General features: G+C 62.1%; 22 protein-coding genes and 1 pseudogene. 9 read left to right on the top strand and 14 right to left on the bottom strand.

Annotated features, from left to right (window positions below):
* Position 1: 1 nt before the first annotated feature.
* Positions 2 to 193, bottom strand: coding sequence for a hypothetical protein (locus tag AWB67_RS18455; protein ID WP_087657701.1), 192 nt, complete (start codon positions 191 to 193; stop codon positions 2 to 4).
* Between the two features lie 183 nt (positions 194 to 376).
* Here AWB67_RS18455 and AWB67_RS18450 point away from each other — a divergent pair, with 183 nt between their 5' ends.
* Positions 377 to 1,255, top strand: coding sequence for an AraC family transcriptional regulator (locus tag AWB67_RS18450; RefSeq protein WP_087657700.1), 879 nt, complete (start codon positions 377 to 379; stop codon positions 1,253 to 1,255).
* Between the two features lie 222 nt (positions 1,256 to 1,477).
* On the opposite strand, the gene AWB67_RS18445 is transcribed toward AWB67_RS18450, so the two are convergent.
* Positions 1,478 to 2,764, bottom strand: a complete 1,287-nt coding sequence (locus AWB67_RS18445; protein WP_200822256.1) for a tetratricopeptide repeat protein — start codon at positions 2,762 to 2,764, stop codon at positions 1,478 to 1,480.
* Between the two features lie 197 nt (positions 2,765 to 2,961).
* Between AWB67_RS18445 and AWB67_RS18440 the strand changes: the two genes are divergently transcribed.
* Positions 2,962 to 3,903: a LysR substrate-binding domain-containing protein gene (locus AWB67_RS18440; protein WP_087657699.1), complete on the top strand. Its 942-nt coding sequence runs from the start codon at positions 2,962 to 2,964 to the stop codon at positions 3,901 to 3,903.
* 14 nt (positions 3,904 to 3,917) lie between these two features.
* Here the strand turns inward: AWB67_RS18440 and AWB67_RS18435 are convergent, their stop codons facing one another.
* From AWB67_RS18435 to aldA, 4 genes are all read right to left on the bottom strand, one after another.
* Positions 3,918 to 5,573: a GMC family oxidoreductase gene (locus tag AWB67_RS18435; RefSeq protein WP_087657773.1), complete on the bottom strand. Its 1,656-nt coding sequence runs from the start codon at positions 5,571 to 5,573 to the stop codon at positions 3,918 to 3,920.
* A gap of 31 nt (positions 5,574 to 5,604) precedes the next feature.
* Positions 5,605 to 6,822, bottom strand: a complete 1,218-nt coding sequence (locus tag AWB67_RS18430) for a mandelate racemase/muconate lactonizing enzyme family protein (protein ID WP_087657698.1) — start codon at positions 6,820 to 6,822, stop codon at positions 5,605 to 5,607.
* Between the two features lie 14 nt (positions 6,823 to 6,836).
* Complete coding sequence (locus tag AWB67_RS18425; protein WP_087657697.1) at positions 6,837 to 8,147, bottom strand: MFS transporter; 1,311 nt, start codon at positions 8,145 to 8,147, stop codon at positions 6,837 to 6,839.
* Between the two features lie 91 nt (positions 8,148 to 8,238).
* Positions 8,239 to 9,663 carry an aldehyde dehydrogenase gene (aldA, locus tag AWB67_RS18420; RefSeq protein ID WP_087657772.1) on the bottom strand — a complete coding sequence of 475 codons (1,425 nt, stop codon included), beginning with the start codon at positions 9,661 to 9,663 and terminating at the stop codon, positions 8,239 to 8,241.
* 255 nt (positions 9,664 to 9,918) lie between these two features.
* Here aldA and AWB67_RS18415 point away from each other — a divergent pair, with 255 nt between their 5' ends.
* Positions 9,919 to 11,064 (top strand): porin, encoded by a 1,146-nt coding sequence (locus AWB67_RS18415; RefSeq protein ID WP_087657696.1) that lies wholly within the window; start codon positions 9,919 to 9,921, stop codon positions 11,062 to 11,064.
* A gap of 89 nt (positions 11,065 to 11,153) precedes the next feature.
* Here the strand turns inward: AWB67_RS18415 and gyrB are convergent, their stop codons facing one another.
* From gyrB to dnaA, 3 genes are all read right to left on the bottom strand, one after another.
* Positions 11,154 to 13,625 (bottom strand): DNA topoisomerase (ATP-hydrolyzing) subunit B, encoded by a 2,472-nt coding sequence (gene gyrB / locus AWB67_RS18410; protein WP_087657695.1) that lies wholly within the window; start codon positions 13,623 to 13,625, stop codon positions 11,154 to 11,156.
* A 112-nt stretch (positions 13,626 to 13,737) separates the two neighbouring features.
* Complete coding sequence (gene dnaN, locus AWB67_RS18405; protein ID WP_087657694.1) at positions 13,738 to 14,841, bottom strand: DNA polymerase III subunit beta; 1,104 nt, start codon at positions 14,839 to 14,841, stop codon at positions 13,738 to 13,740.
* A gap of 258 nt (positions 14,842 to 15,099) precedes the next feature.
* Entirely contained in the window at positions 15,100 to 16,665 is a 1,566-nt protein-coding gene (gene dnaA / locus AWB67_RS18400; protein WP_087657693.1) for a chromosomal replication initiator protein DnaA, read from the bottom strand.
* A gap of 395 nt (positions 16,666 to 17,060) precedes the next feature.
* Here dnaA and rpmH point away from each other — a divergent pair, with 395 nt between their 5' ends.
* The 4 genes from rpmH (at position 17,061) to yidC (ending at position 19,829) form a co-directional block, all read left to right on the top strand.
* Positions 17,061 to 17,195, top strand: coding sequence for a 50S ribosomal protein L34 (rpmH, locus tag AWB67_RS18395; protein ID WP_006998755.1), 135 nt, complete (start codon positions 17,061 to 17,063; stop codon positions 17,193 to 17,195).
* A gap of 56 nt (positions 17,196 to 17,251) precedes the next feature.
* On the top strand, positions 17,252 to 17,767 hold the full coding sequence (gene rnpA, locus AWB67_RS18390) for a ribonuclease P protein component (RefSeq protein WP_087657692.1): 516 nt from the start codon (positions 17,252 to 17,254) through the stop codon (positions 17,765 to 17,767).
* 62 nt (positions 17,768 to 17,829) lie between these two features.
* A complete protein-coding gene (gene yidD, locus AWB67_RS18385) occupies positions 17,830 to 18,126 on the top strand; it encodes a membrane protein insertion efficiency factor YidD (RefSeq protein ID WP_235025218.1) in 297 nt (98 codons plus the stop codon).
* A gap of 29 nt (positions 18,127 to 18,155) precedes the next feature.
* Positions 18,156 to 19,829, top strand: coding sequence for a membrane protein insertase YidC (yidC, locus tag AWB67_RS18380; RefSeq protein ID WP_087657691.1), 1,674 nt, complete (start codon positions 18,156 to 18,158; stop codon positions 19,827 to 19,829).
* Positions 19,830 to 19,865: 36 nt separating this feature from the next.
* On the opposite strand, the gene AWB67_RS39575 is transcribed toward yidC, so the two are convergent.
* Both AWB67_RS39575 and AWB67_RS18370 read right to left on the bottom strand, forming a co-directional pair.
* On the bottom strand, positions 19,866 to 20,348 hold the full coding sequence (locus AWB67_RS39575) for a hypothetical protein (RefSeq protein WP_125477618.1): 483 nt from the start codon (positions 20,346 to 20,348) through the stop codon (positions 19,866 to 19,868).
* Between the two features lie 195 nt (positions 20,349 to 20,543).
* Positions 20,544 to 20,960 (bottom strand): transcriptional regulator, encoded by a 417-nt coding sequence (locus tag AWB67_RS18370; protein WP_087657689.1) that lies wholly within the window; start codon positions 20,958 to 20,960, stop codon positions 20,544 to 20,546.
* A 309-nt stretch (positions 20,961 to 21,269) separates the two neighbouring features.
* Between AWB67_RS18370 and mnmE the strand changes: the two genes are divergently transcribed.
* The gene (gene mnmE / locus AWB67_RS18365; protein ID WP_087657688.1) at positions 21,270 to 22,661 is read left to right on the top strand and encodes a tRNA uridine-5-carboxymethylaminomethyl(34) synthesis GTPase MnmE; all 1,392 of its coding nucleotides are present in this window, start codon (positions 21,270 to 21,272) and stop codon (positions 22,659 to 22,661) included.
* Between the two features lie 21 nt (positions 22,662 to 22,682).
* Here mnmE and AWB67_RS18360 read toward each other — a convergent pair whose 3' ends face one another.
* Both AWB67_RS18360 and AWB67_RS18355 read right to left on the bottom strand, forming a co-directional pair.
* Complete coding sequence (locus AWB67_RS18360; protein WP_087657687.1) at positions 22,683 to 23,153, bottom strand: SgcJ/EcaC family oxidoreductase; 471 nt, start codon at positions 23,151 to 23,153, stop codon at positions 22,683 to 22,685.
* A complete protein-coding gene (locus AWB67_RS18355; RefSeq protein ID WP_087657686.1) occupies positions 23,150 to 23,779 on the bottom strand; it encodes a LysE family translocator in 630 nt (209 codons plus the stop codon). Before AWB67_RS18355 ends, AWB67_RS18360 begins: the two co-directional genes overlap by 4 nt.
* 394 nt (positions 23,780 to 24,173) lie before the next feature.
* Here AWB67_RS18355 and sap1 point away from each other — a divergent pair, with 394 nt between their 5' ends.
* Positions 24,174 to 24,515: a surface attachment protein Sap1 gene (gene sap1, locus AWB67_RS18350; RefSeq protein WP_087657685.1), complete on the top strand. Its 342-nt coding sequence runs from the start codon at positions 24,174 to 24,176 to the stop codon at positions 24,513 to 24,515.
* Positions 24,516 to 24,594: 79 nt separating this feature from the next.
* On the opposite strand, the pseudogene AWB67_RS18345 reads toward sap1, so the two are convergent.
* Positions 24,595 to 24,870: pseudogene (locus AWB67_RS18345) on the bottom strand (dihydroxy-acid dehydratase domain-containing protein); the annotation flags it as partial.

Here is a 24,870-nt window from a genome sequence, read left to right as displayed (position 1 = left end):
GTTAGGCGCTCTTCGGCGGGATCGAGTTGTCCTGCTCGTAGGTGACGGTGCCGTCCGGGGCGTCGTGGCGGATCACCTTGTTGCGCGCGCCGCACATTGGGCAACGGAAGAGCAGGCCCTGGCCCTCGTTCTTGATGACGACGTCCGAGAGTTCCCACTGCGCGCCGCACGGCTGGTTTCGACAGGTAAACATGATGTTTTCGGGTATTCGATGCGCGCGGGCGGCAGGGCCGGCGCGCTGTGTTTGCGGATGTGATGCCGAAGTGTACGCGTGTGAGGCGCAGACACTGGTTTTGCGCGTCCATGTCAAGTCCGCAAGATTTGCTAAACGCGTGCGTGCTAACGTTGTTTCAACGCATTCGAACCGGGGCCGACGATGTCCGACACTTCGAAACAACGATTGTACGAAACGCGCCTGAGCCGTGTGATCGACTACATCCACGATCATCTCGACGACGATCTCGATCTCAACCGGCTCGCGGATATCGCGTGTGTGTCGCCGTATCACTGGCATCGGATCTATCACGCGTTTTATGGCGAGACGGCGGCCGCAACCGTGCGGCGATTGCGGTTGCATCGCGCGGCGAATGAACTCGTGCGCGGTTCGATGCCGATCGATTCCATCGCTCAACATGCGGGTTATAGCAGCGTGCAGGCGTTTTCGCGCGCGTTTCAGGCGAGCTATCGCATGCCGCCGGCGCAATTTCGAAACGTCGGCGGGGCGGCGCAATGGCGTCCGCTGCCGTCCGACTCGACACTTGAGAGAGGTGATCCCATGCATCCCGTCGACATTCGCACGCACAAAGCGTTCACCGTTGCAGCCGTCGATCACAGAGGTCCGTACATGAATATCGGGCAGGCGTTCGAGACGGTCGCCCGCTGGCTCGGGTCGCGTGATCTGCTCGATAAGGAAGCGCGCTGGCTCGGCATCTATTTCGACGACCCCGACGCCACGCCCGAGAGTGATCTGCAATCGCAGGCGTGCATCGAGATCGCGCGGACGGACGGGGTCGAGTTCGCGGCGCCGGTTGCGCGCGTCGATATCGCGCGCGGCGAGTTTGCGGTGCTGACGCATGTTGGACCGTATGCGCAGCTTTGCTTCGCCTATCGGTGGCTTTATGGGGAATGGCTGCCGCAGTCCGGACGCGAGACGGGCGATACGCCAGTCCACGAGGTTTATCTCAACGATCCGCGCGAGACGCCGCCGGCCGAGCTTGTTACGGAGATATGGTTGCCGCTTAGACCGAACGACTAAGGTTGACCGCGTCTGCACTTCGAGAATATTTTACCGGCTCAAAACTACGTACGGGTGCGTGCAGAAAACGTAGCGCCGCCTGGGAAACCGGGTCCCACCTGGAGTGAGAGTGCTGTCGAGGTTCACGGAAAGACAGATAGAGAACCCCACATACAACGGCCACCTTTCGGTGGCCATTGGTCTTTCTGCTGTGTCATCCAATCAGATGCGCGGCATCCTGACTCACTGCGCGACGCGAACCTGCACCCTTCCTTCCTGCATCGCGTCGATCAGGAAGAATGGCATGTCGAGAATCCACTGTTTGCCATGCACGGTGGCCGCGTAATCGAACAGCACGTTGCCTTGCGCGTCGGAGAAGAGAATGCGCAGCGTCGTGCCGTCGGGCGCTTCGCTCGGGCCGCCGATCGCCCGATGACTCGCGTTGCTGCCGACGTGAAACGCATCCGTCTTCCAGCGAATCGGCGGATGCGCCGGAAACGGCCGGGCGCCGTGGAAGCCGAAGCGTTCATCGTGACTCAGCACGCTCAGGCGCAGCGTCGGCCAGACGTTCTCGCGCAGGAAATGCTGATCGATGAAGCGGCCGCTCGCTTTCGCCTTTTCGCGGCTGTAGGTCTGCATCGCGCGCTCCATGTTCGGCAGCACGCCGGTGCAGCCGCCCCAGAGACCCGCGAGGATCAGTTCTGTGTGCGAGTGGTAGTCGCGCATGTGATGGAACAGGAACAGGCTGTCGATCCAAGCCTGAACCGCGGCGGCTTCGCGTTCGGAGAGCAGCGAGTCGGCGTCGCGCAGGAGGAAGCGCTTGACGGAAGGATCGTCGATGACGAGGAAGCGCCACATCAGCGGGTGGATCGCGCGCGGGCCGCTCGCCTCCATTTCGACGAGCTGCGCGCCCACCTCACGCAGCCGCCGATGGACGTGCTCGGGAACCGTATCGTCGAGATAGACGCGGCACGTCCAGCCCTTGAACAGCTCGCGCGCGACCTGCGCATTCATGATCGCCGGCTCGCAATAGCGCGGATTCGCGCCGAACAGAGAAAACGCGATGACGTTTTCCTCGGGCTTCGTGGCGTCGAACGTGGGCGGCGTCATCGGCGGATCGAGCTTGTTCGCGGACGAGCGATGAATGGCGTCGGCTTCGTTGAGCGCGCGCAAGCCGTGGCGGCGTGCTTCGTCGTGCTTGCCCATCAGGCCGCATAGCTCGACCAGGCCGTGAAACCACGTCGGCGAAGCCTCCCGCTGCTTTGCGGGCGGCAACGCGAAGATGTTCGTGTAGATCCGGTAGGCGTCTTCATGCGCGCCGATGCGCATCAGGCAGAGCGCGTAGTCCGACAGCACCTTCAAATGCCCCGGTACGATGCGCAACGCCTCCTCGGCGAATTGCGCGCCCGCGCGGAAGTCGTTGCGCGCGAGTGCGGCGTTGAAATGAGTGGCTGCGGAGGCGAAACGCGCGGCGCCGGCGGCGTCCGGGACGCGCGCGCTGCGGGCTTTCGCGGGGGCGGGCTTTTTCATGATGGAGTTTCGGCTGAGGTTGGAATCGGTCGAAACTCTAAGGGCTTGCACGGCGTCGTCCGATGCAATCGTTACGTTATTTGACGTTTCGCCGCGCGATTCGGATGGCGGGCAAGGTCATTGCAAAGCCCGACTCATGCAGACGTAAAATCATCCTCTCCCGACGCGCCCCTCCGAGACGCCCCTTGAAACGCAAAATGCCCGCGCTGAACGCGCTGAAAGCCTTCGAAGTGGCCGGACGCACCGGCAGTTTCACGCGCGCCGCCGAGTTGCTGAACGTCACGCAAAGCGCGGTCAGCCGGCAGGTCCGGCAGCTCGAAATCCAGCTCGGCGAGCCACTTCTGCAACGCCAGCATCACCACCTCGAACTCTCCGCCTCGGGGCGTTTGCTGCTGCGCGCGCTCCAGCAATCGTTCGACCGGATCGAGCTCACCGTCCGCAGCATCCAGGAAAAGACGCACCTGAACCGCTTGCGCCTGAACGCACCCCCCACCTTTACGAGCCGCTGGCTGATGCCGCGTCTCGGCGGTCTTCGCGCCGCGCAGCCGCAGCTCGAACTGAGCCTCTGGACGCGCCTCGACGACAACCTCGCCAAATCCGGCGCGCTCGACTGCGCGATCCGCTTCGGCAACGGCGAGTGGGACGGCTTCGACAATCTGCTCCTGATGCAGGAGCAGCACATCGCCGTCTGCGCGCCCGCCCTGCTCGCAAGGCAGGCGGGCCGCGCGACGATCGACCTGAACCAGTTCACGCTGCTGCACGTGCTCGCGGGCGACGATCAGCGCTATCTCACCTGGCAGCACTGGCTGAGGGCAGCCGGCATCGAAAACGTGGATACCGGCGGCGGCTACGAATTCGACCTGCTGGATCACGCGATCCGCGCCGCGATCGACGGGCTCGGCGTGACCATCGCCGATAGGCACATGATCACGCGTGAACTCGCCGAAGGAAAGCTCGTGCAGGTGCTCAACGTGCACGTGGACGGCCATCAGTCGTACTGGCTCGTCACGCGCGCCGAGCAGGACGATCTGCCGCAGGTCGCGGCTTTTCGCGACTGGCTGAAGCAGGAGATCTGGTTGTCGGAGCGCGCGCTGGATCCGTCGACGTCGACTGCGACGCCGCTGACCGACGGCTTGTAGCAACCGCCTCAGCCTCAGGCCGCGGCGGGCATCCGCATCACCGGTTCGACGCTCACCGCGCGCGCATCCTCGATGATCATCTCCGCGCCCTTCTCCGCGACCATCATCGTCGGCGCGTTGATGTTGCCGGACGTGATGTTCGGAAAGATCGACGCATCCACGATCCGCAGGCCGTCGATACCGTGCACGCGCAGGCGCTCGTCGACGACCGATGTGCGCGGGTCGGGCCCCATCACGCACGATCCGCAGAGGTGGTAGATCGACCCCGACTGCTCGCGGAAATACTGCAGGAAGGCTTCACGCGTGCGCACGCTCGGCCCGGGTGACACCTCCTCGACCGTGATGTCGGCAAGCGCCGGCGAAGCCATCACCCTGCGCACGAGTTCGCAACCCTGTATCACCTCGTCGATATCCTTCTCGGTCGTGAGCGCGTTGATGCGGATTTTCGCGGCATCCTCCACGCGATTCGACGCGATCTCGATCGACCCGCGGCTCGTCGGGCGGCACGGATTGAACGCCAGAAGGAAGCCCGAATACGGCTCGGGTTCGAGGCTCGCCTTGCTGCTCTTCGGAATCCGGTATGACAGCGGATTGAAATAGAGCTGCAGGTTCGGCAGCGTCTGTTCCGCGTTGCCCTTGAAGAATCCGCCCGACTGATTGACGCTCATCGCGAGCGGTCCACGGCGCGTGAAGAGATACTGCAAGCCGAGCTTGAGCTTGCCGAGGAGCGGGCGCATTTGGTCGTTGAGCGTCTTCACGCTCGACCGGTAGTAGAAGCTCACGCACAGGTGATCCTGCAGGTTCTGCCCGACCGCCGGCGACTCATGGACCAGCGCGATCCCGTGCTTCGCGAGCAGCGCCTTCTGGCCGACGCCGGAGAGTTGCAGGAGCTTCGGGGTATCGACGGCGCCCGCCGACAGGATCACCTCGCGCGACGCGATGAATTCCCGCGTGCGCCCGTCCTGCGTCACCGCCACGCCGATCGCGCGCGTGTTCGCGTCGAACAGCACGCGGCTCGCGAGGACGTTGTGTTCGACATGCAGGTTCGCGCGCGACATTGCCGGGCGCAGGAACTCGAAACTGCTCGACGACCGCTGACCGTTGCGCGTGTTCACGTCGTAGATGCCGGCGCCTTCGAACTGCGCGCCGTTGAAATCGTCGGTGCGCTTGTAGCCCGCCTGCGCGCAGCCCTTCAGGAAGACGTGGCAGATCGGATGCGCGGCGTCCTTCATCGGCGAGATGCTGATCGGGCCGCTGGCGCCGTGGTACTGCGTATCGCCGAGCGGGTGCGATTCCAGCCGCCGGAAGTACGGCAGCACGTCGCGAAACGCCCAGCCGCGGTTGCCGGCTTGCGCCCAGTCGTCGAAATCGCGCGGCTGACCGCGCACGTAGATCATCGCGTTGATCGATCCCGAACCGCCCTGCACCTTGCCGCGCGGACAATACAGCGACCGGTTGCCGAGTTCGGGTTCCGGTTCGCTGTAGTACATCCAGTTGTAGGTTTCGTTGTAGTACGTCTTCGTGAAACCGACCGGTATCCGGAACCAGAACGAGTCGTCGCGGCCACCGGCTTCTAGCAGCAAGACCGAATGCTCGCCCGTCGCCGAAAGACGATTCGCCAGGATGCAACCCGCCGAGCCCGCCCCGACGATGATGTAGTCGTAGTTCATGCTGTCCGCCACCTTTGCGCGCGTGTCCATGTCAGCCCTTCGCCGGAGCGAGGTCCTTGACGTCGACGGGCTTCGCGGCCATCTGCAGATGCAGCCGCTCGCCGGTGTACGGCGTATGCGCACGCACGACGTCCATGTTCAGCTCGACGCCGAGACCCGGCTCGCGCGACGGAATGATGTAGCCGTCCTCCCAGCGGATCGGGCTTTTCAGCACCTGCGCATGAAAGCCGTCCCACGTGCCGATGCTCTCCTGGATCAGGAAGTTCGGTGTGCACGTTGCAAGCTGGATGCTCGCCGCCGCGCCGACCGGTCCGTTATAGAGATGCGGCGCGATTTGCGCGTAATACACCTCGGCGAGACTCGCGACCTTCTTCGCTTCGAGCAGCCCGCCCACGCGCGCCACATTCAGTTGCAAAATCGACGCCCCGCGCGCTTCGAGCAGCTTGAAGAACTCGTACTTTGTCGTGAGCCGCTCGCCGGCTGCGATCGGAATGCTCGTGTGCGCGGCAACCTGCGCCATCGCGCCTTCCTGACCCGGTGGCACCGGCTCCTCGAACCACAACGGATCGTATTTTTCGAGACGCTTGGCAAGCCGGATCGCGGACGAAGGCACCATCTGCCCGTGCGTGCCGAACAGCAGATCGGCCTTGCTGCCCACCGCCTCACGCACCTTGCGGCAGAATGTTTCGCAGCGGTCGAGCACTTCCATCGAAAGTTGATGCCCCGAGTACGCCGTGTAAGGCCCCGCCGGATCGAACTTCACCGCCGTGAACCCGCGCGCCACGTTCTGCGCCGCGCATTCGGCGGCGAGATCGGGGTCGTCGTAGTCGTATTCACCGTCGCGATTCTTCGGATAGAGGTACGTATACGAGCGCAGCCGCTCATGCACACGGCCGCCCAGTAGCTCGTAGACCGGCTTGCCCGCCGCCTTGCCGATGATGTCCCAGCACGCCATTTCGAGACCGCTGACGACGCCCATCATCGTGAGATCGGGGCGTTGCGTGAAGCCGCTTGAATACGCCTCGCGCCAGAAGCGTTCGACGTGATGCGGATCGTGGTTCAGCAGATAGCGGCTGAAGACGTCGTCGATGATGTGCGTCATCGCGCTCGGGTGGAACGTCGCCGAGTAGATTTCGCCGACGCCTTCGATCCCGCAATCGGTCCGCAGCGTGACGAAGATCCAGTACATCCCGCCGATATGCGGCGGCGGCACGGCGACGATATGCGATTCCATCGAGACGATTTTCATTTGCGCACTTCCTCTTAGTTGATTCTGTTGAGCCGGTTTCGCAGCACGAGGCCCGCGCAGCCGCCGATCGCGGCCACCGCGGCCACGTAGCCGAAGTAGAGCTGATAGCCGAAGACGCCCGGGAACGTCTCGGTGAGGTAACCGTTGATGAGCGGCAGGAACACGTCGGGCGAATAGCCGAGCACGGAGATCAGCCCGATCGCCAAGCCGGTCGTTTCGACGGGCACGTTGCATCGATCGAGCAGCGACCAGTAGAGGCCGCGAATCGCGTACGTCAGGATGCCGATGAACAGCACGAGCGCGACGAGCAGCGCGTGACTCGCGATGCGCGGCGCGGCGATCAGTCCGAGGAGCGACAGCGCCGCGAGAAAGAGCGCGATCACGAGCACCGAGACCTTCGAAAAACGGTCGCCGAGATAACCCCCGCCGATGCCGCCGATCGGCCGCATCCAGAGCTTGAGCGTCGTGATCGTGCCGGCCATCACGACCGACAAGCCGATCCCGCCTTCGTGCAGGTACGCCGAGAAGCTGTAGGTCGCCCAGAACACCTGGTATCCGCAGAACACGATCGCCGCGATAAGCCACAGCTCGGGAATGGCGGCGAGCGTCTTGAGATCGGCGAGGACGCTGTTGCGCTTTTTCACGACTCGTTCAACCCGCGCCACTGACTGCGGATCGCGCACGAGCGCGAGCAGCACGCCCAAGCCGATGCACAGGCACGCGTACATGTAGACCACGAGCCGGAAGCCCGCTGCTGGCGTCTCGCCGCGCGTGTGCGTCATCCAGGCGAAGAGCGTGATCGCGACGGTCGCGAGGAGCGCTTCGATCAGGCCGCGGCCGCCATCGAGGAAGCCGAAGAAGCGGCCCTGTTCGTCGCTGCCGGCGATCATCGTCACGCGCTTGATGACGGCGGCCCAGAACGTGAGGCCGGTCGTCAGGCCCCAACCCGCGAAGATCATGACGAGGATCGGAAACGACGGTGCGGTCGCATAGACGAGCCCGAGCGCGCCCGTCGCGATCAGCGAAAAGCAGATCAGGAGACGCGGCGCGATGCGATCGGCGAGCCAGCCGCTCGGCAGATAGCTCAGCAGGAAGATGAGGCCCAGCGACGAATAGAGGTAGCCGAGCTGGCTATCGGTGATGCGGAAGACTTCCAGCATCGTCGGCTGATAGACCTGCCGCAGATACAGGATCGGATAGATGGCGCCGGCGGCCAGCACGAGCAACGCGAGTTGCAGATAACGGCCGGCTTTATCGGATTGCGCGACGGCGGCGCCCGTCTCCGGCGCGAGGCCGGCAGGCGATTGAGCGGGTTGAGATGACACAGTGAGTCTCCTGACGGCACGCCGTGCGTGCGTCTTCGATTTGCTTTTATGTTGGAAAAGCGACGGCCTCCGCGCCGTCGCCGATGGCGCTTCAGTACTTCATGACGACGAGCCGCGTCTGCGTGAATTCGAGCATGCCGTGCTTCCCGTCGTCGCCGCCGAGGCCGGAGCGTTTCCACCCGGCGTGAAAGCCTTGATACGGATCGGCGGGCGTGCGGTTCACGTACAGCTCGCCCGCCTCGATGCGGTTGGCGACCTTCATCGCGGTGCGATAGTTCTCGGTGTAGAGAACCGACGAGAGGCCGAACTGGTGATCGTTCGCCATCGCGAGCGCTTCATCGAGCGTCCGATATTCGACGACGGGCATGATCGGCCCGAACGTCTCCTCGCGGATGATCTCCATGTCCTGGCGACAGTTCGTGAGGAGCGTCGGCGGATAGAAGAAGCCGCGGCCTTCGGGCAGCTTGCCGCCGGTTTCGAGCGTCGCGCCCTCGGCGAGCGCGCGCTGCACCATCGCGTGAATCGACAGGCGCGAGGCGTCGTTGACGAGCGGCCCCATCCACGCGGGATTCACGCTGCGATCGCCGGTCTCGACCGCGCTCATGTGGCGCTTGAGCAGCGCGACGAAGCGCTCGCGCACGCTCTCGTGCACGTAGACGCGCTCGATCGCCGTGCAAAGCTGGCCGCAATGTGTCGTCTTCGATGCGACGAGATCGCGCGCGGCTTTCTCCAGATCGGCATCCGGTTCGATGATGGCGGGCGTCTTGCCGCCGAGTTCCAGCGAGGGTTTCGCGATATTCGTCTTGCAGTAGTCGAGCACCTTGCGGCCCGCGCCGACGCTGCCCGTCAGCGTGATCATGCCGACGGCCGGATGCGTGCAGACCGCTTCGGCGGTCGCGTGGCTCATCGCGAGGATGTTCACGACGCCCGCTGGCAGGCCGGAGCGCTCGACCGCCTTCGCGATCTCGAACGCGGACGTCGGCGTGTTGTTGCTCGGCCGCACGATGACCGTGTTGCCGGTGATCAGCGCGGGCGCTACCTTGCGCATCAGCGTGTAGACCGGGTAGTTGAAGGGGATCAGGCACGCGACCACACCGATCGGCTCGCGGAACAGCAGGAGGTTTTCGTCGGGCGTATCGCTTGGAATCACTTCGCCTTCGATACGGCGCGCCCATTCGGCGTGATAACGCGTGATCTGGCCGGCGTAGACCGCTTCGTTGGTGGCGTCGTCGAGGCTCTTGCCCGACTCCAGCGCGAGCGCCGCGCCGATGGCGGGAGCGGCTTCGGTCAACGCGTCGGCGAGTTTATGCAAGAAAGCGCCGCGCTGGGCGGACGGCAACGCGCGCCAGCCCTTCTGCGCGTGCGCGGCGGCTTCGACGGCAGCGATGGCCTCGGCCGGCGATGCGCCCGAGACATGCCCGACGAGTGCTTCCGTCGCAGGGTCGTAGACGGCGATGAGTTCGTCGGCCGCAGGTTCGATAAAGCGGCCGTTGGCAAAATTCCGGTCGAGTCGCATGGTTCCCTGACGGTTGGTAATGTTCGAAAAACGCATGGCCGACCACATTCGAATGACTGCCGACTGCGCATGAAGGGCATTCTTCTCCGCCTCCCGGTGGCCGGCAAGCGACGATTTCGTTAACCAAACATTCATAAAACGCATGTTTATCCCGAAATCAAATCCTTTGGCGATTGCGCTTCGAGCCAGCAAAATGCGTCGCGCTGAGGCCGGACATCGCCGGCCCGCGACTCAATAGAAAACCCTGGAGACTCGATGAAACATCAAGCCATTGCGCTGACGGCGCTCGTCCTCGCTTCGCCTGCATTTGCCCAAAGCAGCGTCACGCTGTACGGCGTGATCGACGAAGGACTCGACTACACGAACAACGTGGGCAGCGGCCACGTCTACGAACTCTCGAGCGGCTACGCGCAGGGAAGCCGCTGGGGCCTGCGCGGGGTCGAAGACCTGGGCGGAGGGACGAAGGCGATCCTGCAACTGGAAAACGGCTTCGATGTGAACTCGGGCCGCGCGGCCCAGGGCGGGCGCATGTTCGGCCGGCAGGCTTACGTAGGAGTCGAGCGCGAGCGCTTCGGCACCTTGACGTTCGGGCGCCAGTACGACTCCGTGGTCGACTATCTCGCGCCGACCACGGCCAATGGCAACTGGGCGGGCTACCTGTTCGCACACCCGTACGACAACGACAACACCGACAACTCGTTTCGCGTCAGCAATGCAGTGAAATATGCGAGTCCGCAGATGGCGGGGTTCCGATTCGGCGGCGCGTACGGCTTCAGCAACGATGCGAATTTCGCCAATAACCGTCAGTACAGCGTGGGCGGCTCGTATTCCAACGGCGGATTGTTGATCGGGGCCGCGTACCTGCAAGCTGACGGCCCGGGCACGAATGCAACCGGCGCGATCGCCGCAAACGATGCCAGCTTCATCGCGGAACGCATGCGCGTGTTCGGCGCCGGCGTCAACTACACGATGGGACTGGCGACGATGGGCTTCGCTTACACCAATACGGCGTATCGGAATCCCAGTGGCAACGGATATATCGGCGGCGTGCCGCTCGCCGCGCCCGGCGTGGCTTTGAATGCGCTGAAGTATCAGAACTTCGAGGTCAACGGTAAGTATCAGTTCACGCCGGGCTTCTTCGTCGGCGCGCAGTATGTCTACACGATGGAAACGTACGATGCGTCTACCGGGAACGTGAAGCCCAGGATTCATTCCGTCGGTCTGATGGCGGACTACTTCCTGTCGAAACGTACTGACGTCTACATGCAGGGCGCATACCAGAAAGTCACCGGCGATTCGACGAACTCGATCCTCGACCAGGCGTTCATTCCCGGCACGCAGGCGCCGTCATCGACGGGGAATCAGCTTGTAATGCGCGTCGCGCTGCGACACGCGTTTTGATAAAGATTTCGTCGGAATGAAAACGAGGCCCCGGTGGGGCCTCGTGGAGGGGTCGTGCGTGAAGGGGCGGGCGCGAGCCCTACCTTCTCTCAAACATCAATATTCCCCGCCCGCAACGCATTAGATTCAATAAACGCACGCCGCGGCTCCACGTCGTCGCCCATGAGCGTAGTGAAGATCCCATCCGCGGCAATCGCGTCCTCGATCTGCACGCGCAGCAAGCGCCGCACGCTCGGGTCCATCGTCGTCTCCCACAACTGCGAAGGGTTCATCTCGCCCAGGCCCTTATACCGCTGCTTGGTCACGTTCCGCTCGGCATCGGCGATCAGCCACTTCATCGCGCTCTTGAAGTCGTTCACCGCCATCGACCGCTCGCCGCGCTTGATCAGCGCACCCGCGCCGATCAGCCCCTTGAACGTATCCGCCGTGGAAACAAGCTGCTTGTAGTCAGCCGTAAGCTGGAAATCCTCATCGATGACGGACACCTTCACGTTCCCGTGATGCCGCCGCTTGATATGCAGCGACCGCACTTCGCGCACCGGATCGTACGCCGGCTCGACGGTCACCTCAGGCTTGATAGGATCGGCGCGCAGCCTGGTTTCCAGTTCCTTCGCCGATGCCGCCGTCGCCTCTTCCGACGACAGATCCAGCACGATGCCATCCATCACGGCTTCGAGCGCGCTCACGTCGTAGAAGCGGCTGACGCGATCGACCACCGCCTGCGCCAGCAAATAAGCCCGCGCCAGCTCACCGAGCGCATCGCCCGAAATCGGCGCCGCGCCTTCGATCGGCGTCAGCTCGGAGCCTTGCAACGCGAGCTTCAGCATGTGCTGATTCAGCTCGTGCGTGTCCTTCAGATAGCGCTCGTCCTTGCCCGCCTTGAGCTTGTAGAGCGGCGGCTGCGCGATGTAGATATACCCGCGCTCGACGATCTCCGGCATCTGCCGATAGAAGAACGTCAGCAGCAGCGTGCGGATGTGCGCGCCGTCGACGTCCGCGTCGGTCATGATGATGATGCGGTGATAGCGAAGCTTCTCGATGTTGTAATCGTCCTTGCCGAAGCCGGTGCCGAGCGCCGTGATCAGCGTCACGATCTGCTCAGACGAAATCAGCTTGTCGAAGCGCGCGCGTTCCACGTTCAGCACCTTGCCGCGCAGCGGCAGGATGGCCTGAAACTTCCGGTCGCGCCCCTGCTTCGCCGACCCGCCCGCCGAGTCGCCCTCGACGATATAGATCTCCGACTTCGCCGGGTCCTTCTCCTGGCAATCGGCGAGCTTGCCGGGCAAGCCGCCGCCATCGAGAATGCCCTTGCGGCGCGTCATCTCGCGCGCCTTGCGCGCGGCGTCGCGAGCGCGCGCGGCGTCGATGATCTTGCCGGTGATGATCTTCGCGTCGTTCGGCGTTTCGAGCAGGAAGTCCTCAAGCGCCTTCGCGACCACCTCTTCCACCGGTGCACGCACTTCCGACGACACCAGCTTGTCCTTCGTCTGCGAGCTGAACTTCGGCTCCGGCACCTTCACCGAAAGCACGCACGACAAGCCTTCGCGCATGTCGTCGCCGGTCGTCTCGACCTTCGCCTTCTTCGCGATCTCGTGATCGGTGATGTACTTGTTCATCACCCGCGTCATGGCCGCGCGCAGGCCGGTCAGGTGCGTGCCGCCGTCGCGCTGCGGAATGTTGTTCGTGAAGCACAGCACGTTTTCGTTGTAGCTGTCATTCCACTGCATCGCCACTTCGACGGTCACGTTGTCCTTCTCGCCGACCGCGTGGAACACGGTGGGGTGCAGGACCTGCTTGGTCTTGTTGATGTAGTCTACGAAGCCCTTCACGCCGCCGATGAACGCGAAATCGTCTTCCTTGCCGGTGCGCTGGTCGGTCAGGCGAATCCTCACGCCGTTATTCAGGAACGACAGTTCGCGCATGCGCTTCGCGAGAATGTCGTAGTGGAACTCGACATTGCCAAAGATCGTCACGTCGGCCATGAAATGCACTTCGGTGCCGCGATTTTCCGTATCGCCGGTGACAGGCATCGGCGAATACTGCACGCCGTTTTCCTCGATGATCTCGCGGTTCTGCACCACACCGCGACGAAATTCCATGAAGTGCTTCTTGCCATCGCGGCGCACGGTCAGGCGCAACCATTCGGAAAGCCCGTTCACGCACGACACGCCCACGCCGTGCAGCCCGCCCGACACCTTGTAGCTGTTCTGGTCGAACTTGCCGCCCGCGTGCAGCTCCGTCATAACGATTTCGGCGGCGCTGCGCTTCGGGTCGTGCTTGTCGTCGCGCTTGAGGCCCGTGGGCACGCCGCGGCCGTTATCGGTGACGGAGATGGAGTTGTCGGCGTGGATCGTGACGTGGATGTCGTCGCAATAGCCTGCGAGCGCTTCGTCGATGGAGTTGTCCAGCACTTCGAAAACGAGGTGATGCAAACCGGTGCCATCCGACGTATCGCCGATATACATGCCCGGGCGCTTGCGCACGGCCTCCAGACCTTCGAGGATCTGGATGGACGATGCGCCATAGCTGTTGTCGGGTTGCGAATTGATGTTTTCAGTCATGAATTTTTCCGGTTCTGCGTCACTGCTGAGTTGCCGCTCGAGACTTTTCGAATCACCTTAAAAACGCCAAAGGGGCGCGCCGCCCCTTGGAATGTTTTCGGTATGGAACGCGTCAGATGCGCATTGGCATCACCACGTACTTGAATTCCTCGTTCTCGGGAATCGTGATCAGCGCGCTGGAATTGGCGTCGCCGAGGCTGACTTGAAGGTTGTCGATCTTCAGGTTCGCGAGCACGTCGAGCAGATACGTGACGTTGAACCCGATATCGACGCTGTCGCCCTGATAGGCGATTTCCAGTTCTTCTTGCGCTTCTTCCTGGTCGGCGTTCGTCGACATGATCTTCAGCTGACCCGGTTCGATGAGGCAGCGCACGCCCTTGAACTTGTCGGACGTGAGAATCGCCGCGCGCTGCAGCGAGCGCTGCAATTCCTCGCGGCCGATCAGGAACGTATTCTTGTGCGACTTCGGAATCACGCGCTGGAAGTCGGGGAACTTGCCTTCCACGAGCTTCGACACCAGTTCGACCTGGCCGAAGGTGAACTTCACCTGCGTCGGGGCGATGTCGATTTTGAGGTTGTCGTCGATGTCTTCCAGCAGGCGCTGCAATTCCAGGATCGTCTTGCGCGGGATGATTACTTCCTGGCGGGGGAACGCGCCCTCGATCTTCATCGACGAGAACGCAAGACGGTGGCCGTCCGTTGCGACCGCCATCAGCTGGTCGCCGTCGACGACGAGCAGCATGCCGTTCAGGTAATAGCGGATGTCCTGCTGCGCCATCGCGAAATGGACCATGCCGAGCAGTTGCCGGAAGGTCTTTTGCGGAACGGACAGGCTCGCGCCGAAGTCGGTAGACTGGTTGACGGTCGGGAATTCGTCGGCGGCGAGCGTTTGCAGCGCAAAGCGGCTCTTGCCGGAACGCACGGTGAGACGCTTGTCGGAGAGATCGAGCGCGACTTCGCCCGGCGGCATGGCGCGCAGGATGTCGAGCAGCTTGCGCGCGGCAACGGTGGTGGCGACCTGATCGCTGCCTACGCCGAAATCGGCATGCGTGGTGATCTGAAGCTCGAGGTCGGTCGAGAGGAACGACACGTCGGCGCCATTCTTGGTGATCAGCAAATTGGCGAGGATCGGCAACGTATGACGGCGTTCGACGATACCGCTGACGGTTTGCAGCGGCCTTAGAAGATTATCTCGTTCGGTCTTGACCAGTTGCATAGAGTTCCTTCGTTGATGTGACGGCCTGCCCGACGGTCGTGCCACCGTTTTTGCCTTCGGACAGCCTCGTAACACGCGTTGCCGGCCCCCCGCCGGATTCGCGCGAAAGCATTGCGCCAGAATGCCGCCCAAGGCCTGCGGGCGGTCAAACCCGTATTGTGCCTGAAAACGGAACCGCTCCCTAGAAATGGGGGCATTTTCGTCAATAAACAGAGGCCTGACGGCGCATTTTGGAGGCGCGTTTTCTTTATCCCGCCATCAGCCTTTGAGCGTCTGTTCGAGGACGTGCAACTCATGGTTCAACTGGGCATCCGTGCCGCGTTCGGCGGAAATCTTGCGCACGGCGTGCAGCACGGTCGTGTGGTCGCGTCCACCGAATAGTTCGCCGATTTCCGGCAGGCTTTTCTGCGTGAGTTCCTTCGCCAGGTACATCGCGATCTGCCGCGGCCGCGCAATATTCGCCGGACGCTTCTTCGAATACATGTCGGCGACCTTGATGTTGTAGAAGTCGGCGACCGTTTTCTGGATGTTTTCCACCGAAATCTGGCGGTTTTGCACCGTCAGCAGGTCTTTCAACGCTTCTTTCGTCAGCTCGATCGAGATCTCGCGGCCGTGGAACTTCGAATACGCGAGGATCTTGCGCAGCGCGCCTTCAAGTTCGCGCACGTTCGAGCGCAAATGCTTCGCGACGAAAAACGCCACGTCTTCCGAGAGACTCACGCCTTCCGACTGCGCCTTGCGCATCAGGATCGCGACGCGCATTTCCAGTTCGGGCGGCTCGATCGCGACCGTGAGGCCGGAATCGAAGCGCGAAATCAGACGGTCGTCGATACCCGAGATTTCCTTCGGATACGTGTCGCTCGTGATGATCACCTGCGCCTTGTTCGCGACGAGCGCCTCGAACGCGTAGAAGAACTCTTCCTGCGTGCGAGACTTGCCGGAGAAGAACTGGATATCGTCGATCAGCAGCAGGTCGAGCGAGTGGTAGTAGCGCTTGAAATCGTCGAACGCCTTTCTCTGGTAAGCCTTCACCACGTCCGACACGTACTGCTCCGCGTGGATGTAGCGGATGCGCGCGCCGGCCTTGTCCATCAGCAACTGATTGCCGATCGCGTGGATCAAATGCGTCTTGCCCAGCCCGACGCCGCCGTACAGAAAGAGCGGGTTGTACGAGATGCCGGGGTTGTCGGCGACCTGGATCGCCGCCGCGCGCGCGAGCTGGTTCGCCTTGCCGGTCACGAAGTTGTCGAACGTGAGGACCGGGTTGAGCTTCGAGCGCTCGTAGGCGGAATCGTTTTCACCCGAGGCCGCCGCATTGCCGCCCGGACGCCACGTCCGGCGCGCGACGGCGGCTTCGTTGGCGTCGAGGCTCGGGAGATCGAGGTCGGCGTGATCGTCGTGCGTGGCTTGCGCGTGCTGCGCGGCCTCGGCGGCGAGCGCGTTGATGTGTGCGCTCGCGTTCGCGTGGTTCATCGGCGCGCCGTTCGGCATGCTCGGGCGCGGCGACTGCGCTTGCGGCTGGGCCGCGCGCGGCATGGAAGACGCCGACGATGCACCCAACGCATTGCGCGCGGTCGCTTTAGGATCGAGGACGAACTGGACGTCGACGGGCGCGTGCCAGAATTCGCGCGCCAGATCGGAGATGCGGCCTGAAAACTGGCTCTTCACCCAGTCCAGCTTGAAGCGGTTGGGCGCGGCGATGCGCAAGGTGCTCGCATCGGCGTCGAAGTCGACCGGGGCCAACGGCTTGATCCACGTGACGTACTGCTGCGGCGTGAGTTCGCGCTCCAGCAATGCGGAACAGTGTTGCCAGAAATCGTTCATCGGGTGCAGTCGTTATGGTTGCGCCGCAGCCTGACACCGCCCCTGTCACAATTTCGCAACAAGGTTCGGCACGGCCAAGCATTTATGCTCCGGAGGCTTACGCCGCATGGGTTTGCGGGCGGAACGCGGGCCGAAGCAGCGGGCAGATTCTTGGGATTAAGGCGAGATTCTAACGCCAAACCCGGACGCCGCGCGAGTTATCCACAGGGTCAAATCAACGCGCGGATGTCTCGCGAAGCGGCCGTGCGGACCCTCGGCATGCCTCGTAAGCTATTGACGGTCAAGAGGAAAAGGGTTTAAATAGCGGGTTCCGCGAAAACCGAATTCCTGAACCTCCGGCCATTGCGCTTTCTGCGGATGCCCGCGCGGTCGATTAACACCCAAGTGAGAGCACCATGAAACGTACTTACCAACCTTCCGTGACGCGCCGCAAGCGCACCCATGGCTTCCGCGTCCGTATGAAGACGGCTGGCGGCCGCAAAGTAATCAACGCACGTCGCGCGAAGGGCCGCAAGCGCCTGGCAGTTTAAGGTCGCTTTTGTTGACGGCACGCTCAGGCACACGCCCGCATGCGTGCGAACCCGATATGCGCAGCATCGAAGGCTCCTCACAGGACACCATTCAGTTGCGAGCGCAGGCCGCGTTCCCCAAGGCCGCAAGGCTACTGAAAACGGATGAATACTCATCCGTTTTTCGTTTGCGCCCCTGGCGACGCTCCCCGCACTTCGTCCTGTACGGCAAGCCGACCGGCAACGACGCGCGTCTCGGACTCGTCATCGGCAAGAAGCAGGCGCCGCGCGCGGTCACGCGCAATCTGATTAAGCGGCTCGCGCGCGAGGCTTTCCGGTTGCGTCGCGCGGAGCTCGGCGGGTGGGATATCCTGCTCAGGCTGCACGCGAAGATCGACCGCAAGGCGATGCCGAGCGCGAAATCGCCGCCGCTCAGGACCCTGTGTCGCGACGAAATCGATATGATGCTCGACCGGGCGGTGCGCGAAGCGGCGCGCCGCGTGGCGGCAGAGGTGGCACCGGCGGATGCAACGAGCACGGCAAGCGCTGCACCGCCGAACGCAGACGATTCACCCAGGTCCTCCGGGCCATGATGCGCATGCGGTATCCGGTTCGTCTCTGTGGACCGGATCGAGACCGAGGCGCAAAAAAGCTTATGCAAACGGCACTGATCGCTTTGTTGCGCTTTTACAAGCTTGCTGTGAGCCCTCTGCTCGGCAACCGCTGCCGCTTTTTCCCTTCCTGTTCCGACTACGCGCGCGAAGCAATCCAGTATCATGGCGCCGCGCACGGCACGTATCTCGCAGCGAAACGTCTGTGCCGCTGTCATCCGTTTTCGGCTGGCGGCATCGACCTGGTCCCGCCGTCGCCTGCTTCACGACACGATTCCGAGCCAGTCCCCCGGCCGGCTCACGAATCCGTTCCAGAAGAATTCACTACCAAACGGCGCTAAAGCGCCTTTCGATCGACACTGAGACACGCATGGATATCAAACGTACCGTCCTATGGGTCATCTTCTTCATGTCGGCTGTCATGTTGTTCGACAACTGGCAACGAGACCACGGGCGCCCGTCGATGTTCTTCCCGAACGCCGTCCCGACCAAGACGGCCGGCACTGCCGCCCCGGGAAGTTCGACGCCGGGCACGCAACCCGCTGATTTGCCCGCCGCCACCAGCGGCGCCACGGCGACCGTCGCGCCCGGCGCGGCGACGCCGCCCGCCACGGCGGCCGCGCAACTGGTCAAGTTCTCGACGGACGTCTACGCCGGCGAAATCGATACGCGCGGCGGCACGCTGTCGAAGCTCTCGCTCGTGAAGGAAGGGGACGGCAAACAGCCCGACCTTTACATCACGCTCTTCGACCATACCCCGGCGCACACGTATCTCGCGCGCACGGGCCTGCTCGGCGGCGATTTCCCGAACCACAACGACCTGTTCACGCCGGTTCCCGGCCAGACGTCGCTCTCGGGCGATGCCAAGACGTTGTCGATCGCGTTCGAGTCGCCGGTGAAGGGTGGCGTGAAGGTCGTGAAGACCTACACGTTCACGCGCGGCAGCTACGTGATCAACGTCGATACGAAGATCGAGAACGTCGGCGCGGCGCCGGTCACGCCGAAGCTCTATATGGAACTCGTGCGCGACAACACGCCGGTGGAAACGCCGCGCTTCTCGCACACGTTCATCGGGCCGGCTGTCTACACCGATCAGAAGCACTTCCAGAAGATCGATTTCAGCGATATCGACAAGAACAAGGCGACCTTCGAGCCGTCCGCCGACAACGGCTGGATCGCGATGGTGCAGCATTACTTCGCGTCGGCGTGGATTCCGCAGCAGGGCGTGAAGCGCGATATCTACGTGCAGAAGATCGATCCGCTGCTGTATCGCGTGGGCGTGCAGCAGCCGGTGCAGACGATCGCGCCGGGACAGAGCGTCGACGTGAAGGCGCGTCTTTTTGCCGGTCCCGAGGAAGAGCGCATGCTCGAAGGCGTCGCGCCGGGGCTCGAACTCGTGAAGGACTACGGCATGGTGACGATCATCGCCAAGCCGCTTTTCTGGCTGCTCGAGAAGATTCATAGCTATGTCGGCAATTGGGGCTGGTCGATTGTTTTGCTGACGCTGTTGATCAAAGCGGTATTTTTCCCGCTGTCGGCGGCGAGCTATAAATCGATGGCGCGCATGAAGGCAATCACGCCGCGCATGCAGCAATTGCGCGAACGCTTCAAGAGCGATCCGCAAAAAATGAATGCGGCGCTGATGGAGCTTTATAAAACCGAGAAAGTGAATCCGTTTGGCGGGTGTCTGCCGGTCGTGGTTCAGATTCCAGTGTTTATTTCGCTTTATTGGGTGCTGCTGTCGTCGGTGGAAATGCGCGGCGCGCCGTGGATCGGCTGGATTCACGACTTGTCGCAGCAAGACCCGTATTTCATTTTGCCGGTGCTGATGGCTGTATCGATGTTCCTGCAGACGAAGCTGAATCCGACGCCGCCGGATCCGGTTCAGGCAAAGATGATGATGTTCATGCCGCTCGCGTTCTCGGTCATGTTCTTCTTCTTCCCGTCTGGGCTCGTGCTGTATTACGTGGTGAATAACGTGCTGTCGATCGCGCAGCAGTATTACATCACCAGGATGATGGGAGCCAAGAAGAAGGCGGCTTGATTGGCTCTTCTTTGATGCTCTGACAAACGCCCGGATTTATTCCGGGCGTTTTTTATTTACCAAGCCATCGATCAGCTTGTTGATTTCGCGAACGAAGCCTTTGATCGGCTCCTTCGCTTCTATCGGGAGCATTTCAAAAGCGGGATCGATTTTGAGCGATGCGGGTAGCTCGATGTAAGCAGGTTGCGGCTGCCTCGCCTCTGTATGTCGCGTTGCGATTTCGCCCGGCTTGACCCCATGCTCCAGAAAATACCAGCGCTCGTGAAGCCACCATTCCAAGTGCTCGCGATAAGCCTTCGACGGAAGTGATCTTCCTTTGAGCCAATTTCCCGCAGTCCTCGGCGAAAGTGGCTCGCCCGTATAGCCGTCATTGAAACCAGTCGCAAAATCTGCGGGCGACTCCATATTCAGCCTCGCTTTGCGTGCCTGAGCACGTATGGCATTTATGCTTGGCGCGCGCGCCCTGATCGCGTCGATCAAGCGGTCTTTAAAGCCGGAATATTTGATTTTTGAGTTCATGCTGCGCATTCTGGAACGAAAGGCCGAGCGACTGGCGAAATGGCCTTGGGCAAACTACTTCAGCCGTTTCCGCCGAATCTCAAAAAAATGCCGCAAGTGCATGACTTGCGGCAAAGCATCAGAAACACTATCTCGTTTAAGGGAAAATTCTCGTGAATCGAGCTACGCAGGCAAATGCCGCGCGAACGCGACAGATCACCGCTTCCCCGTCCCATAAAACTGTTCGATCAACTGCTCAACGAGATACCGATGATGTGGCGACAACGCTTCGATCTTCGAAGCGAGTTCGATCATCTCTTCCGAAGCCGGATATTGCTCATCCCTGGCAAGCGGTTTCGGCACGGCCTGCGGATTGCCGCTCGGTGGCGGCCCGTAGTGCAACCAATGCTGATCGACCTTGAACCACTCGGCCAAAGTCTGCAATTTATCGACGGTTGGAATCGAGCGCGCGGTGAGCCACTTGTGCGTCGTCTGGGGCGACACGGGCTCGCCGTGATAGCGAAGGTTGAAGTGCAACGCGAGATCAGTCGCGCCCCGCATCTTCTCGGGAGCGCGGGTCATGGAGAATTTCAGGCGATCCGAGAAATCGGCCTTTTCTTGAACGGTTGGCATGGTCGCGATTGTGCGAGTCAAACGCTGACGGCTAGTCAACCATCTACGATAGATTTGGCAACGACCGTGTTTAATTTATCGCACATGAGAAATTGATCAGAAGATTTCGAATATCAAGCCGTGCGCTTCGGATACCCACGGATTGTTACGCAAGCCGTCTCGTTGCCTACTAATGAATCTGAATCGACAACCCACAGCCTATCTCAAATAAGATAAACCAAGAACAGTCCTAAAGCACCTTTCGTCCGAGCTGAAAAAGCCACCGCGCTACAATGCCGGCACCTCGAACCCATCCCGAAAAGCCGCTCCATGTCGAACCACGATACCGATCCGATCCTCGCCATTGCCACCGCGCCGGGGCGCGGCGGGATCGGCGTGGTGCGGCTGTCGTTCGGGCGCGCGGGCGAGGCGGCGGCCGCCCACGCGATGCATGCGCTCTGCGGCCAGCTCCTGAAGCCGCGCCACGCGAGCTACGTGCCCTTCATCGCGGCCAACGGCGACGCGCTCGATCGGGGCATCGCGCTGTACTTCCCGGCGCCGCACTCCTACACCGGCGAACATGTGCTCGAACTGCAGGGCCACGGCGGGCCGATCGTCCTGCAACTCGTGTTGCAGCGAGCGATCGAAATCGGCCGCGAATTCGGCTTGCGGCTCGCCGAGCCTGGCGAATTCACGCGCCGCGCGTTTCTCAACGACAAGCTCGATCTCGCGCAAGCCGAGGCCGTCGCCGATTTGATCGAAGCGAGCACGGAAGCGGCCGCGCGCTCGGCGGGCCGCTCGCTCGACGGCGCGTTTTCGCGCGAAATCCACGCGCTCGTCGAGGATGTGATCACGCTCCGGATGCTGGTCGAGGCGACGCTCGATTTCCCGGAGGAGGAGATTGACTTCCTCGAAGCGGCCGACGCGCGCGGCAAGCTCGCGCGCATCCGCGAGCGTCTGGCGATGGTGCTCGCCGACGCGCGGCAGGGGGCGCTGTTGCGCGAGGGGCTGTCGGTGGTGCTCGCGGGACAGCCGAACGTCGGGAAGTCGTCCTTGCTGAACGCGCTCGCGGGGGCCGAGCTCGCGATCGTCACGCCGATCGCCGGCACAACCCGCGACAAGGTGACGCAGACGATTCAGATCGAGGGCATTCCGCTGCACGTGATCGATACCGCGGGCTTGCGCGATACGGAGGACGAGGTCGAGCGGATCGGTATCGAGCGGACGTGGGGCGAGATCGCGCGCGCGGATGTCGTACTGCATCTGCTCGACGCGCGCGTCGGCGTGACGCCCGAGGACGTGACGATCGCCGCGCGCTTTCCGGCGGGCGTGCCGGTCGTGCGCGTGTCGAACAAAGCGGATTTGGCGGGGGTGGAGGCGTCGGTGACGCAGGCTGATGCAGGCGGCGCGCGCGAGGTGCGGCTGTCCGCGAAAACGGGGGATGGGATCGCGTTGTTGCGCGATGAATTGCTGAAAATCGCGGGGTGGCAGGCGGGTGCGGAGAGCGTGTACCTGGCACGCGAAAGACATTTGATCGCGTTGCGAACGGCGGCGGAACATCTCGCCGCCGCCGCCGATCACGCGGAGCAAAACTCGCAGGCGCTCGATCTTTTCGCCGAAGAGCTGCGGCTCGCGCAGGATTCGCTGAATTCGATCACGGGTGAATTCACGTCGGATGATCTGCTTGGCGTGATTTTCAGCCGGTTTTGTATCGGGAAGTGAAAATCGCGCCGTTGATCGCCCTCACGCCCCCACCGGCTTCCCCACCCCTCTCAACTCCACCGTCAGCCTCTCCCCCTCCTCCGCACGCCCATGCAACGCCGCCGGGGTGTTCTGAAACATCTCGATCCGATACACCCCATCGCACAGCGAGACCAGCATCGTCTGCACGGCATTGAGTTCCGGATTCAAATCCTCCGCCCCGCGCGGCCACATCCCCGCGACGCCGCGTAGCAACAGGACTTGCCCGCTAGCCATTCGCCGCACCTCGCGCACCTTCGCTACAAACAGCGGCGTCGGGTGTTGCGAGAAAATCGGCGCGAGATGCGCTTCGATCGCCGTTCTTCCGTCGATGGCGCTTCCGTCGAAGCCCACCATGCTGCCGCGCTCCGCGAAACGCGAGGCCATCGCGCGCGCGTCCTGCCGGTTCCAGTCGTCCAGCAGCGCGAAATACACGTTTCGCGCCGCCGAGGTCCAATCGTCGAGTCCGTTCATGTCGCCTTCTTCCATGCCGCCGCAAAAATACCCGCGCCCATCAAGAGCGCGCCGCCGGTGCGGTTGACGGCCCGCTGCACCGACGTCCTCCGGATCGCCCGCCTCGCCCCCGATGCCAATAGCGCATAAGCCAGCGAATTCGCCGCCGCGATGCCGACGAACGTTGCCTCGAAAATTGCAATCTGCGAGACGCTCGCCACGTGCGGATCGATGAACTGCGGCACGAAGGCGACAAAGAAGATCATGCTCTTCGGATTGAGCGTCGTCACGGCGTAAGCGTGCGCAAGGATCCGGCTCGTGCGCAGCTCGGCAGGCGGCTTCAACTCGCCGGTATCGACCACGACCGGCGCGCGCCACAGCCTGACGCCCAGATACACGAGATACGCCGCGCCCGCCCACTTGAGCACCGTGAACAGCTCCGCCGATGCCGCGAGCAGCACGCCCAGGCCCAGCATCGACGCGGTCATCGCGGTGAGGTCGCCGAGCGCCACGCCGACAGTCGTTGCGAGGGCATATTTACGGCCGTGGCCGAGTGCATAGGACACGACGAGCAATACGGTCGGTCCGGGAATCGCGACGAGGATCGCCGAAGCGATCGCGAAAGGCAGCCATTGAGCGAGGGTCATCGTTGTCTCCGAGGTTTATCAGCCGATTTATCCACGAAGACGCGACGCTGGCAAGCCCTTGGCATGTTTCCTGACCGTTGTCTGCGCGATGCAAAACGTTTAGATGGCACGTCTTCTGAATAGAAAATCCGCCAATTCGGTCGTTTTCAAACAAGTTTAGTTGCGTCGCGTCATTTTCTCTGTACAGCGTTCATAAGGTCCAAAAGCTTATGGATTAAGCCTGCGCTTTTCCTCGCAAACTATTTAAAACCCACCTGCGACAATCTGTCGTGTTGCGAGCGCACACAAGATGTGCTTGTAACTTGCAATATCTGGTCTAGGATAAACGCTGCGGATTAGCCCTATTAAACATATAGCTAATTCCCCGAGACAAAATCCGCTTGGAGGCAAATAAATGAAGAAGCGCGCCAGTGCTGTCATTGCGATGGTCGGTTTGTTAGCCGCGATTTCGGCGGCTCACGCGGATAGCGTGGTCCAGCCCCAGCAGACTTTCAAGTTTAGGCCCAATTCCTACGGCTGCCTCTCCAAAAACACCTTCGATTCCGCCGATCAGCACGCGCAAGCGGGCGAGCAGCAGAAGATGCAACAATTCTTCGAAGGCTTCGAGTGCATTTCGACGCCGGTCGATTCGCATTTCAGAGTATTGCGCGTGGTTGGCCACGATGTCGAATTCGTGAATGCGTCGAATAGCGACACGAAGGGAATGTGGACCGCGGATCGCTTCATCGATCAATAACGCATTTCAAAGCCACGATAAAAAAACCGATGCGGTTTTTAATCGCATCGGTTAAACGCCTTCGCTCGGAAACTCCGCTTCAATGCGAATCACGCGGCACTGGCGCGCCGCTCGATCCCACCAGAAAATCCAGGTCCGCGCCCTGATCGGCCTGTAATACATGTTCGACATAAAGCTTGTAATAGCCTCGCTTCGGGCTTTCCGGCTTTTGCCAAAGCGTGCGCCGCCGCTCAAGCTCGTCGTCAGATACTTCGAGATGCAGCCGCCGCGCCTCCACATCGAGTTCGATCATGTCGCCGGTCTGCACGAACGCGAGCGGTCCGCCCGCCGCCGCTTCCGGCGAGACGTGCAGCAC

Origin of the sequence: Caballeronia terrestris, assembly GCF_001544515.1 — a bacterium.
GTDB classification, from domain to species: Bacteria; Pseudomonadota; Gammaproteobacteria; order Burkholderiales; family Burkholderiaceae; genus Caballeronia; species Caballeronia terrestris.
Note: the sequence above shows the minus strand (reverse complement) of the source record. Positions and strands in the feature narration are given on the sequence as shown.